Source organism: Paraburkholderia sp. J7, from assembly GCF_905220155.1.
Taxonomy (GTDB): domain Bacteria; phylum Pseudomonadota; class Gammaproteobacteria; order Burkholderiales; family Burkholderiaceae; genus Paraburkholderia.
In genome coordinates, this window is record NZ_CAJMYZ010000002.1 from 268,083 (window position 1) to 280,253 (window position 12,171).

The 12,171-nt window shown below is 64.9% G+C and carries 8 protein-coding genes; 1 reads left to right on the top strand and 7 read right to left on the bottom strand.

Features of this window, described 5'->3' with window-relative positions:
* Nucleotides 1–135 precede the first annotated feature (135 nt).
* From U5A58_RS04325 to U5A58_RS04345, 5 genes are read right to left on the bottom strand one after another with little or no spacing between them, the layout of a single operon-like run.
* On the bottom strand, nucleotides 136–987 hold the full coding sequence (locus U5A58_RS04325; protein ID WP_321960432.1) for an ATP-binding cassette domain-containing protein: 852 nt from the start codon (nucleotides 985–987) through the stop codon (nucleotides 136–138).
* Between the two features lie 32 nt (nucleotides 988–1,019).
* A complete protein-coding gene (locus U5A58_RS04330; protein ID WP_321960433.1) occupies nucleotides 1,020–2,741 on the bottom strand; it encodes a cyclic peptide export ABC transporter in 1,722 nt (573 codons plus the stop codon).
* A gap of 21 nt (nucleotides 2,742–2,762) precedes the next feature.
* A complete protein-coding gene (gene fhuB, locus U5A58_RS04335) occupies nucleotides 2,763–4,781 on the bottom strand; it encodes a Fe(3+)-hydroxamate ABC transporter permease FhuB (protein ID WP_321960434.1) in 2,019 nt (672 codons plus the stop codon).
* An 8-nt stretch (nucleotides 4,782–4,789) separates the two neighbouring features.
* Nucleotides 4,790–5,692 (bottom strand): iron-siderophore ABC transporter substrate-binding protein, encoded by a 903-nt coding sequence (locus U5A58_RS04340; RefSeq protein WP_321960435.1) that lies wholly within the window; start codon nucleotides 5,690–5,692, stop codon nucleotides 4,790–4,792.
* A 31-nt stretch (nucleotides 5,693–5,723) separates the two neighbouring features.
* On the bottom strand, nucleotides 5,724–7,949 hold the full coding sequence (locus U5A58_RS04345; protein WP_321960436.1) for a TonB-dependent siderophore receptor: 2,226 nt from the start codon (nucleotides 7,947–7,949) through the stop codon (nucleotides 5,724–5,726).
* Between the two features lie 184 nt (nucleotides 7,950–8,133).
* On the opposite strand from U5A58_RS04345, the gene U5A58_RS04350 reads away from it, so the two are divergent.
* Entirely contained in the window at nucleotides 8,134–8,955 is an 822-nt protein-coding gene (locus U5A58_RS04350; RefSeq protein ID WP_321960437.1) for a helix-turn-helix transcriptional regulator, read from the top strand.
* A gap of 98 nt (nucleotides 8,956–9,053) precedes the next feature.
* Here the strand turns inward: U5A58_RS04350 and U5A58_RS04355 are convergent, their stop codons facing one another.
* Both U5A58_RS04355 and U5A58_RS04360 read right to left on the bottom strand, forming a co-directional pair.
* Nucleotides 9,054–10,163 carry a sn-glycerol-3-phosphate ABC transporter ATP-binding protein UgpC gene (locus U5A58_RS04355; RefSeq protein ID WP_321960438.1) on the bottom strand — a complete coding sequence of 370 codons (1,110 nt, stop codon included), beginning with the start codon at nucleotides 10,161–10,163 and terminating at the stop codon, nucleotides 9,054–9,056.
* A 6-nt stretch (nucleotides 10,164–10,169) separates the two neighbouring features.
* Nucleotides 10,170–12,170, bottom strand: a complete 2,001-nt coding sequence (locus U5A58_RS04360; RefSeq protein WP_321960439.1) for a glycoside hydrolase family 127 protein — start codon at nucleotides 12,168–12,170, stop codon at nucleotides 10,170–10,172.
* Nucleotide 12,171: the final 1 nt, after the last annotated feature.

The following is a 12,171-nucleotide window of genomic DNA, read 5'->3' on the forward strand; positions in this document are numbered from 1 at the left end:
GCCGGGCCAATCGCAACGACAATGGGCGCCCTACACGTCGTGGGAGCGCCGGGCCCTCTTGCCTCTCCTGCGAACTTCGCGCCGGGCTTTTAGCCCGGCGTTTTTTTCAGGAGAGGGCCTTCGCGCATTGCCGCATCAACGCGCGAAGCTGATCGGCGTGCCGCCGTCCGGATGCGCAACGGTGCCCATCGGAATGCCGTAGATCGCGCTCAGCGTGTCGGCTCGCATCAGCTCGGCGGACGGCCCATGGGTGAGCAGGCTGCCGCCCTTGAGTGCGATGAGTTCGTCACAGAAGCGGCCCGCCATGTTGATGTCGTGCAGCACCACGATCACGCCGATGCCGCGCTCCTCGCTCAGCCGCCGCACGAGCGCCAGCACCTCGATCTGGTGCGCGATGTCGAGCGCGGAAATCGGTTCGTCGAGCAGCAGCCAATCGCTGTCCTGCGCGACCAGCATCGCAAGCCACGCGCGCTGGCGTTCGCCGCCGGAAAGGCTGTCCACGGCGCGATCGGCGAATCGCACCATGTCGGTCTGCTCCATGGCTTCCAGCACTTTCTGCGCATCGGTGCGCGAAAAGCGGCCGAGCGCGCCGTGCCACGGATATCGTCCGAGAGCGACGAGTTCGCGAACGCTCATGCCGTCCGCGGCGGGCAGTTGTTGCGGCAGATAAGCGACCTTGCGCGCGAACGCACGGCTTTCCCACTGCGCGAGCGGCCGGCCCGCGAACGTGAGCGTGCCCGCGCCGGGCTGCTGCTGACGCGCGAGCAGCTTCACGAGCGTCGATTTGCCCGAGCCGTTATGGCCGATCAGGCCATACATCCGGCGCTTCGCGAGCGTGAGCGACAAGGGCTTGAGCAGCGTGCGGCCACCCACGTCGAACGAGACGTCTTCCAGGGTGAAAAGCGCCTGCGCCTCGCAATCGTGCGCACGCGCGGCACGGTGAACGGGTAGCGCTTCGTGCAGCGTCTTCTCGTGCGAAAGCTTCATGGGCGAATTCGTCGGCAAAGGCGTTGGAGAGTTCATTGGCAAGATACTCGACAGCGATTGTTCATCGGTATTGATTGGCATGACTGATCAACGAGCGGTACATCCGTGTCTTTTCCTGCTCCCGTGTAGCGCGTGCTCAAATCCGCACCCGCACCAGTTTCCACGATCTGGCCATAGTCGAGCTTGATATAACGATCGGCGAGATGGAAATATCGGTCGTCGTGCGTGATGACCAATACGGTCTTGCCCTTCGCCCTCAACTCGGGCAACAGCTTGCGATAGAACACGTCCTTGAAGAGCGGGTCCTGATCGGCGGCCCATTCGTCGAACAGGTAGAACGGCCGGTCTTCCAGATACGCCACCAGCAGCGCGAGGCGCTTGCGCTGGCCTTGCGAAAGTTCGAGCGTGGAGAACGCGCCGTCCTCGACGCTAACCTTGTGATCGAGTTGCAGATGCACGAGCAGGTCTCGCGCCGTTTGATCGAGCCCGTCAAAGCGGATGCCAAGCAGGCTGTCGAACAGGAAAAAGTCGCTGAACACCACCGAAAACAGCTGTCGATAACTGTCGCGATCGGCGTCGTTCACGCTTGCGCCGTTGAGCACGATGCGTCCGCTTTCGGGCGTGTAAAGCCCCACGATCATCTTCGCGAGCGTGGTCTTGCCGCTGCCGTTGCCGCCGATCAGATAGACCAGTTCGCCCGGTTTGAACGCGAGGTTGACCGGTCCGAGCGTGAACACTTCATTCTCTTTTTCGCGGAAGTAACGATGCGTGACGCTGTCGAGCGCGATGCTTTCGAAGGCGCCCTCTACCGGCGCATCGAGTCCGTTTTCGAGCGGCAGTTCGGCGTTCACAGCCTCGATACGCTCCAGCGCCACACGCGCGGTGCTGATGTTCGGAATCGCCGAGAGCAGCGACTCGATCGGCATGATCATGTAGAGAAACACCATCGCGTAACCCGACATCACGTGCGTATTCACGGGCAAAACGCGTACGACCACGAATAGCGTCATGCCGATGAACGCAAACAGGATGAAGCTGCCCCAGCTCGCCGCCGCCGCGTAGAGCACGTAGCCGCGCGTGCGTTGCACGCGCACGGCTTCGACGTTGGTGAACAGTGTGTCGTTGATGAAAGCGGCGCGACGCGGACGATGCAGCTTGAGTTCCTTGGCGCCGTCGAACAGCGCGCGAAAGTGGCGCACCAGATCGTCCTCGCGCTGGCGCGACGCGCGCAGGTGAAAGAGCGCGCGGCCGTTGGCAACGCGAAAGCCCGCCGCACCGATGCCGATCGTCACGATCGCCACCAGCAGAATCTGCCACGACAGCACGCTCAGATAGGCGAGACAGCCGATGATGACCGCGCTCTGCATGGCGAGCGCGGGCATGCGCACGAACAGCATGACGATGGCGTCGAGGTCCTGCGTGAGTACGGCGAGCGAGCGCGCCGCGCCTTGCTGCTCCAGATGGCGAAACGAGGCGTCGCCGAGCCGCCGGATCGTCTGCATGCGCAGGCTCGCCTTGGCGCGCTGGCCGAGGTCCATGAAGAGCGTCTGCGAGAGCGTGCGCGTGGCGAGCACGATCACGCCGAGCACGACGAATTGCCAGCCGAGGTGCGCGAGCTGCGCGACGGACGCCGACAGCGCCTGGTTGATGAGCGCGACGAGGCCCGCATTGCCAAAGCCGCTGATGAGACTGGTAGCGAGCGCAACGAACAAGGTCGAGCGTGAATTGCGCGCGAGCTTCAAGAGCATGGACATGAATTTCCCTGAGACAGTGCGTCAGGAACCGGACCGGTCTTGCGCCGGGTGCCGGAACATTGTGAGGATCAAATAGAGTCCGCCGAGCAGCGTGGCCATCACGCCAGCCGGCATTTCTTGTGGAAACAGCACCCAGCGGCCGAGCCAGTCCGAACCGATCATCAGCGTCGCGCCGAACACCGCGCTGAGATACAGCAAGGGCATGGCGCGGCGAATGCCGAGCATGCGCGCCATGTGAGGCGCCATCAGGCCGATAAACGAGAGCGGTCCGATCACGAGCGTCGCGACCGCGCTCAAGAGCGCGCTCAGCATCAAGAGACCGAAACGCGCCCCGGCAATGCGCACGCCAAGCCCCGCCGAAACCGCATCGCCGAGCGGCAGGATTTCGAGCCAGCGGCGGCACAGCGGCACGGCCGCGAGCGCGAGCAGCGCGCACGCCGCCACCAGCGCGGCCATCCACGGCCCGACGTTGTAAGTCGAGCCCGCCAGCAGGTTGTAGAGGATGATGACGCGCGGATCGCCGCTCGAAATGGTGATGACGGAGACGGCCTGGAACGCTGCGCTCAGCGTCATGCCCGCGAGAATCAGCGTGTCGGGCGAAAACGACGAGGCGCGCGAGATCAGCACGAGCGCGCACAGGGTGAGCATCGAGCCGGCCGCGCACCACAGGAGGAAGGTCGGCAGCCCCGGATGCGCGGTAAGAAAGAGTGCACCCGTCAAGCCGAGCGCCCCGCCCGCCGAGATGCCGAGCAAGTCGGGACTCGCCATCGGATTGCCGGTCATGCGCTGCACGATGCCGCCCGAGAGCGCGAGCAGCACGCCCACGCCGGCCGCCGCCGCGACATGCGGCAGGCGCAGAAACAGCAGCGCTTCGGCTTCATGGGCATGGCTCAGATGCCAGCCCGCGAGGCCGCGCCCGAGCGTGAGCGAGACCACGGCCGCGCACGTCAAGGCCAGCGCGCTCGCGCATGCGACGCGCCGCAGGCCGCGCGGCGAGAGCGGGGCGCCAGGGTGTGGGGTCGTTTGCGCGAGATCCGGGCGGCCGCGCAGGCGGCGCAGCATCGCGAGCAGAAGCGGCGCGCCGATCAGCGTGGTGATCGCGCCGGTAGGTATCGCCATGCCGAAACGTGCCGCACACAGTTGCGCGAGTTGATCGGCGAGCCATAGCAGCGCCGCGCCGATCAGCGGCGACCACATCACACGCTCGCGCAGGCGGCGCGCGCCGGCTAGCCGCGCAACGGCGGGTGCCGCGAGCCCGACGAAGCCGATCACGCCCACAGCGCTCACCACGAAGGCGGCGATCAGCAGCGTGAGCCCGAGCGTGATGCCGCGTGTGGCCTGCAGCGAGACGCCGAGGCTCGACGCCACCGTTTCGCCGAGATCGAACACGGCCATTGGCCGCAGCAACAGCAGCAAGAGCAGCGCGCACGGCGCGAAGCGCGCCGCGAGCGCCAGCGCCACGCGCCAGTCGTGCTGCGCGAACGAGCCGCCGCCCCACACCAGCAGGCCGCTCAGCAGATCGTAGTGAGAGATCGCCAGCGCCAGACAGAACGCGCCGCCGCAAAGATTCACGATCATGCCCGCGAGGATCAGCGCGAGCGGCGACATGCCGCGCTGCGCCGCCAGCACGAACACCGCGGCGAGTGCCGCTGCGCCGCCCACGAGCGCAACCGCATCGCGGCCACCCGCCAGCAGGAAAGGCGCGTAGACCGTGGCGAGCGCGAGCGCGAGCCACGCGCCCGAAAAGACGCCGAGCGTCATCGGTTCGGCGAGCGGATTGCGCAGAACCTGCTGCGTCGCGACGCCCGCGAGGCCGAGCGCCGCGCCGCATAGCAGCGTGACGGCAACGCGTGGAAAATCGCTGTAGTGCGCGAGCAGTTGCGCCACATTCGTGTTTTCGGGCGCGACGAGCGCCTGCCACCACAACGCGGGCGGGAGCCGGGCGTCAAGGCGCAGCGCGAACAACAGCGCCGCGAGCGCGAACAGCGCGCAAACGGGCAATAGCGGCGTGCGGCGCAGCGGCACGAAGGGCGTAGTCATGGCGTCCCTCATGCTGCCTCCGGTGTTTGCGCGGCAGCCAGCGCATCGACGAGCGCATGCGCGAAGTACGCCGCGCTCAGAATGCCGCCCTCGGGCGGCACCTCGGCCATGCCCGTCGTGCGGCCCGTGCGCGCGAACGGCATGGCCTGCCAGACGCGGCTCGTCTGCATCATCGTCGCGGTCATGGCGGGCAACGGCTTCACGTACACGAGCGTCGCGCGCGTATTAGCGTCGAGCGCATCGAAGCCGATCATGGCCGCAGCCGCCGTGCCGCCCCACGCGTTGCGCAGGCCCAGTTGCGCGAGCAACTCGCCGAACAGGCTATGCGTGCCGAACACGCGCAGACGCGATTCGTCGATAAAGCGCGCCATGTAGATGGGCGCGCCGCCTGTGTTCGCATACGCGGGCAGCGCGTCGAGCCGCGCGCGCGCCTGCGCGATCGCTCGCCGCGATTGCGCCACGGCGGCTTCGCCTTGCGCCTCCCGGCCAAACAGATGGGCGAGGCGCATCGTCTCCCGGCAGGCGTCCGTATACGGCGTCGGGCTCGCGCGGAACTGGCCGAGCGTGACGGTAGGCGCCAGGCGTTCGAGGGCGCCGCGCAGCGACGCATGCGCGGGCGTGATGACGATGAGATCGGGCTTGAGCGCCAGCATCAGTTCCATGTTCGGCTGGAACATCAGGCCCAGATCGACCACGGAATCGGGCAGCGGACATGCCGTGAAATTGCGCCGGAAACCCGGCGTGTTCGCCATGCCCACAGGCACCACGCCGAGCGCGAGCGTCAGCTCCGCCAGGCCCCAGTCGAGCACGATCACGCGGCGCGGCACGGTGGTCCGCGCGCGCGCGCCGAGGCTGACGACGTTCAGACAAGCGCCGCCCAACAGCGCGGCGAGCAAGGTCCTGCGTTTCATTGCATCAGACCGGAAAAGAGGAAGGGCTGAGTTACCACTGGTACTTCGCTCCCGCCGTGAGCAGACGGCCTTGCCCCCAGTAGCAATAGTTCGCGCCCGTGCAGGAGGCGAAGTACTTGCGGTCGAGCAGGTTCGACACGTTCAGCCACGTGGTCCAGCCTTGCATGCTCGAGAAGCGGCGGCCAAGGTCATAGCGCAGCGAGAGATCCACGAGCGTGGCCGACGAGGTCATGAACGAGTTCGCCGTATCGCCATACGAGCCGCCGATATAGCGCACGCCGCCGCCGAACAGCAGCCCCGCGAGCGGTCCGGCGGAGACCTTGTAATCGGCCCACAGCGAAGCCGTGTTGCGCGGAATGCCCACCGGCACCTTGTCGAGCGCGGTGTTGCTTTTCGTGTTGAGCAGGTTCGTGTAGGTGTAGCTCGCGATCAGCTGCAGGTTGTTCGAGAGGCTCGCGTGGCCTTCCACTTCGAAGCCCTGCGAACGCACCTGGCCCGTCAGCACGCTGGCGCCGCTGTGGAGCGGGTCGCTGGTCTGCACGTTGTTCTGGGTGATATGGAACGCCGACACCGTGACGAAGCTGTTATAGCCCTTCGGCTGCAGCTTCACGCCCACTTCGTACTGCTCGGCCGTGAGCGGTGCGAACGCCTCGCCGCTGTACGTGGTGCCGACCTGCGGCTGGAACGAGCGCGAATAGCTGACGTACGGCGCCACGCCGTTGTCGAACTGGTACACGCCACCCGCGCGCCACGTGAAGGCGCGGTTGAACTGCGTGGTCGTCGCGCCGGTCTTGTACGAGGTCACGTCTTCGTTGGCCCAGTCCTCACGGATGCCGAGCAGGAACGACCACTTGCCGATGTCCAGCTGATCCTGCGCATACGCGCCGAGCTGTTTGATCGACGTGGCGTTCGACGTCGAGAACATGAAGTTCGGATAGGGAATCGTCTGGCCGTAGATCGGGTTGCTTTCCTGCAGGCCCGGCGTGGAAGTCAGGTTGCCATAGAAGTAATGGTCGAACTGCATGTTCTGGTAATCGAGGCCGACCGTGACGTTCTGCTTGACCGGCCCCGTATTGAACTTCGCGTTCAGCTGATTATCGACAGTGTGCGAATTGACGCTGCCGTAGTTCAGATATGCAGTGCGCGCGAGCGTGTCGGTGCCGGTCTTGAAGCCGTCGTTGCCTACGTACTGGATCGTCTGCGTGTTGCGCAGGAAGCGATAGCTCTGCTTGAACGACCACACGTCGTCGATACGGTGCTCCAGTTGATAGCCGACCGACATCTGCGTTTTGCGGAAGCTGTCCCACGTCGGCTCGCCCGGATTGAGGCTGCGGCTTTGCCAAGTGTACGGCACCGAGTTGTAGATGCCGGCTTCCGGGTCCGCCTGATAGTTCGCGAAGACGGTGAACGTCGTGTCCTTCGACGGGCGGAACTGGATGGTCGGCGCAATCGAGAAGCGCTGCTGGTTCACGTAGTCGGTTTGCGTGCCGGTGTTGAAGCCGTCGGCGGTCAGGCGGTAGAGCACGGTGCCGTCCTTGTCGACCGGACCGCTGAAATCGAAGAAGCCCTGGATGCGGCCATAGCTGCCGGTTTCCAGGCCGACTTCGTGATACGGCGTGTCGGTCGGCATCTTGCTCACGAGATTGACCGTGCCGCCGGGCGAGCCCTGGCCGTACAACACCGAAGCCGGACCGTGCAGCAGTTCGATGCGCTCGAACATGTACGGATCGAAGCTCGTGACGTTGAAGCCGAAGCCGCCGTTCGGGCCTGGCGTGCGCAGGCCGTTCCAGAATTCGTCCACGAGGAAACCGCGTGCGTAGAGGTATTCGAGCGAATCGGTATTGGTGCCGCGTTGTTCGGGGTTGATGCCCGAGGTGTAGCGCAGCGCCTGCGCCACGCTTTGCGCGCCCTGCACGTCCATCTGGTCACGCGTGACGACCGAAATGGCCTGCGGCACCTTGATGATCGGCGTGTCGGTCTTGGTGCCGGTCTCGCTGCGCTTCGCCACATAGCCCACCACCGGACCCGTGGCCGTTTCGCTTTGACGCGCGCCCTGCACGACGACGGCCGGCAGTTGCTGGCCCGGCTGCGCAGCGGCGTCCGACGCCGCCACGGGCGCCACCGCTGTTTGCGCACTGGCGATCTTCGCGATCGCGAGCGCCACGACCGCCGTGATCGTGCGCATCTTGATCCGCTTCGCCTCGCATGCTTCGATGTTGCTGTTGTTCGACGACTTTCCGATCCATCCCCGATTCATCCCACGTACCCCGTTCAAGATTTAAGACTCGCCAAATTACGAATGCGAATCATTTCGATTGTCATTTATAAATCAGCAGGCGGACGATAGAATACGGTCGGAACTGCGCAGACGTCCTGTCAATTCGTTACGCGAAACCGTCGAAATTTGACGGTTTTGCCGTATATCCTCAAAAGACTCACAAATGACCGATATCTGGCAACGCATCACCGGTACGCAGCGGCGATATCTCAAGCGTCCCGTCATCGCCAGGCGGTGCGATTTCGAGGCTGGCGACAGCGAAAGCTGGCACTCGCACACGCAACCGCAGTTCGTCTACACGACGCGCGGCGTACTGCGCGTCATCACGCCCGACGGCGCGTGGACGCTTGGCCCGTACCGCGGCTTGTGGATCGCGCCGCTCGTTGCGCACGAGTTGCAGGCGGTCAGCCAGGTGGAGATGTACACGGTCTATTTCGAAGTTGACGTCGCGCCGCGCGAGGAGCCGAGCTGCCACGTGCTGATGATTTCGACGCTGCTCCATGCGCTGGTGAGCGCGCTCGCGCTCGATCATCAGAACGGCCATCCCGAGCGCCGCTCCGGGTTGATCGATCCGCTTCTGCTGCAGGAGATGCGCGAGGCGCAGCTGGCTTCCGAAGGGCTGCTACCGCTACCGAAGGACCGCCGCCTGCAACAGATTTGCGGACAGCTGATGGACGCGCCCGCCGACAATACCCCGCTCAACGACTGGGGCATGCGCGTGGGCGCGAGCGAAAGCACGCTGGAGCGCGCCTTCAAGGACGAGACTGGCCTCACGTTCGGCCAATGGCGCCAGCGCTTGCGGCTGGTGGAGTCGATCTCGCGGCTCGCCAAGGGCATGGCGGTTTCCACCATTGCCACCGAACTCGGTTACCGCAACTCCAGCGCCTTCATCACGATGTTCCGGCGCGCGATGGGGGAGACGCCCCAACGTTTCCTGCGCAACCGTAGCGGGCTGGAGCAGGGTATCGTGCAGCAGGCACAATAGCCGCGCTCGCCGCGGATACTACTGAACCGGGCGGCGGCGGCACAAGCAAAGCGCCCGCGGTACAAGGCCCATTTCAACCCGCGAGTCGCATCCCATCATCACGCCGCTAGTGCGCCTTCAATCCTGCGCTGAAACGCCTTCCCTTCACCGTCGAACAGATGGCAATGCTCGGGCTTCGCGCCGAGCTTTTGCGCGTGGCCCTTCTCGTGCCGCTCGAGCGGTGCAATGCGTGCGATCAGGCCGTCGGGTGCAACGCGCGACTCGGCATAAAGATACGCGGCGTCGCCGAGCGACTCGACGGTCATCGTGCGCGCCTCGGTGCCGTCCCCGGTGGTGCTCGCATGCAGGTGTTCGGCACGAATGCCGACTGTCACCTTGTCGCCTTCCTTCGCCGCGCCCGGTTCGACCGACACGCGCTGGGTTTCGCCCGTCTCGTAACGCACGGTCACGCCGTCGCGCGACACAGCCTGCACGGCGCCTTCCAGGAAGTTCATCTTCGGCGAGCCGATGAAGCCGGCAACGAAGCGATTCGCCGGCGCGTGATACAGCGTCGTCGGGCTGCCGACCTGCTCGAGCTTGCCCGCCGACAGCACGACGATCTTGTCGGCCAGCGTCATCGCCTCGACCTGATCGTGCGTCACGTAGATCATCGTGGTCTTCAGTTCGTCGTGCAGACGCGCGAATTCGAGGCGCATCTTCACGCGCAGCGCGGCGTCGAGATTCGAAAGCGGTTCGTCGAACAGGAACACCTTCGGCTTGCGCGTGATCGCGCGGCCGATCGCGACGCGCTGGCGCTGCCCGCCGGACAGCTGCTTCGGCTTACGGTCGAGCAGATGGTCGATGTGCAGGATCTTCGCCGCATTGCGCACGGCCGAGTCGATTTCCGGCTTCTTCGCACCGGAAATCTTCAGGCCGAACGCCATGTTGTCGTATAGCGTCATGTGCGGATACAGCGCGTACGACTGGAACACCATCGCGATGCCGCGCTTCGCGGGAGGCACGTCGTTCATGAGTGCGCCGTCGATCGTCAGGTCGCCGCCGCTGATATCCTCGAGGCCGGCGATCATCCGCATCAAGGTCGATTTCCCGCAGCCGCTCGGGCCCACGAAGACGACGAACTCGCCGTCCGCTATGTCGAGACTCAGGTTGCCGATGACTTCGTGGTGATCGTATTGCTTCCTGACGTTGTGCAGTTGTACCCGTCCCATGTCGCTTCATTCCCCTCGATAGTTCAACCAGACCTTCATCGGTCCGCTTTCGCGGTTGTGCCACGCAAAATAAGGAATCGCGACCAGGGTGGCATGGTCGTTCTGCGCGGTATCGGCGGCATCGGCGGTATCAGCGGTATCAGCGGCCTCGGTCAGCGGCCGGTAAAGCGCGCCTGTCCAGTCCGCACCGATTTCGCGTTTGTGCGCGCTGCCCTCGAGCACGACCACGCCCCCGAGTTGCGCTTCCCGCCATTGCGCTTCGAGTAAGTGCGGGTCGACGTATAGCTCGTCGAGATCGACGCCCGGCATGTCGGCGCGTTCGACGCAATACAGCACCGGCCCGCGACTCAGCGCGATCCGGCCGCGATTGTCGGGCACCTTCGGGTGACTTTGCCAGGCGCGCAGGGCCATGGGCAGCGTCAGGCGGACCACATCGCCGGGTTGCCACAGGTGCTGGATCACGATGTAGCCGTGCGCGTGCGCAGTGGCTTCGATCGCAACGCCGTTCACGCTCAACCCGATCGACGGATTCGGCTGCGTGGCGGCTGCAGCGCCTTCGCGAGTGGTCACGAAACCGGACACGCCGTTGAGCCAACCCGGAACACGCAACTTCAGCGCGAACTCGCCTTGACCATCGACGGCGATTTCAACGGCGCCGTCCCACGGATACCGCGTGCGCTGACGCAGTTCCACCGTGCGCCCGTTGAAGTCGATTCGCGCGTCGCTTTCCATATACAGGTGCACGTAAATGGAGTCGGCATCGGTCCCATAGACATAACCTGGCAGCGAAGCAATCGTGCGCGCGACGTTTGGCGGACAGCATGCGCAGTAGTACCAGGGTTGCCGGCGATGCCCGCCGTCGTCCTCCAGCGGATTCACGTAGTAATACGCGTCTCCAGCGAGCGACCAGCCCGGCAGCATGCCGTTGTACAGCGTCCACTCGAACAGGTCGGCATAGCGCGCTTCGCCCGTTGCGGCGAGCATGCGGTGGCACCACATCATGCTGCCGATCGCCGCGCAGGTTTCGGTATAGGCCTGGCTGTTCGGCAACTCGAAGTCCGCACCGATCGACTCGCCGTCATGCCGCGCGCCAACGCCGCCAGTGATATACATGCGATGCGCGACGAGCCGGTCCCACAGCGTTTCGAGCCTTGGCAGCAGGCCGGCTTCGCCGGTCTCCAGGTAGAGATCGGTTAAGCCGCAGGCCATGTACAAGGCGCGCACCGCATGCCCGGCGAGGGTCTCCATTTGGTCGAACGGCACATCGTCCTGGAAATAGGCGTCGCCGAACCGGCCGCCCGCGAGCAGGCCGTGACCGCGCGCCTTGATGAAGAAACGCGCCAGCGCGAGATACTGGTCATTGCCCGTTTCGCGCGCGAGTTCGATGAGCGCCATTTCGATCTCTTCGTGCCCGTCGATCGCCTCGATCTTGCCTTCTGTTTCCGGCCCGAAGCGATCGCACAGCAGGTTGGCGAAGCGGATCGCCACGTTCAGCAAGCGGCGCTTTCCGGTTGCCCGGTGGTGCGCCACCGCGGCCTGAATCAGATGGCCCGCGCAATACATCTCGTGCAGGTCGCGCAGGTTGCTCCAGCGTTCGGCCTTGCGCTCCACGCTGAAATAGCTGTCGATATAGCCGTCGTCGTCCTGCGCGCGTTCGATCAGGGCGATGCCCTCGTCGATGCGTTTTTCAAGCAGCGCGTTCGGTCCGCGCGCCACGACCCACGACGCCGCCTCGAGCCACTTGTACAGGTCGGAGTCGTTGAAGAATATGCCTTCGAAGGGGCCATCGTAGTCGCCGGACACGCGGCGGAAATTGTTCAGCCGCCCCGTGCTTTCAAGGAGATCCCACTGGCTTGGCAACGTCTTGTCGATGTTCGTCGCAAAGCGTCGCCCCCAGAAGTCGCCGAGCAGCTCGACCGCCGTGACGGCAACCGGTTTGATGCGCGCGTAGCGCGTGGAAGCGGAATCGACTACTACAGGCTGTCGCAAGGTTCTGGTGTCGTTCATG

Bases quoted from the DNA above. Each gene is read 5' to 3' on its own strand.
- U5A58_RS04325 (WP_321960432.1), bottom strand. From the start codon at position 987: ATGAAGCTTTCGCACGAGAAGACGCTGCACGAAGCGCTACCCGTTCAC.
- U5A58_RS04330 (WP_321960433.1), bottom strand. From the start codon at position 2,741: ATGTCCATGCTCTTGAAGCTCGCGCGCAATTCACGCTCGACCTTGTTC.
- fhuB (WP_321960434.1), bottom strand. From the start codon at position 4,781: ATGACTACGCCCTTCGTGCCGCTGCGCCGCACGCCGCTATTGCCCGTT.
- U5A58_RS04340 (WP_321960435.1), bottom strand. From the start codon at position 5,692: ATGAAACGCAGGACCTTGCTCGCCGCGCTGTTGGGCGGCGCTTGTCTG.
- U5A58_RS04345 (WP_321960436.1), bottom strand. From the start codon at position 7,949: ATGAATCGGGGATGGATCGGAAAGTCGTCGAACAACAGCAACATCGAA.
- U5A58_RS04350 (WP_321960437.1), top strand. From the start codon at position 8,134: ATGACCGATATCTGGCAACGCATCACCGGTACGCAGCGGCGATATCTC.
- U5A58_RS04355 (WP_321960438.1), bottom strand. From the start codon at position 10,163: ATGGGACGGGTACAACTGCACAACGTCAGGAAGCAATACGATCACCAC.
- U5A58_RS04360 (WP_321960439.1), bottom strand. From the start codon at position 12,170: ATGAACGACACCAGAACCTTGCGACAGCCTGTAGTAGTCGATTCCGCT.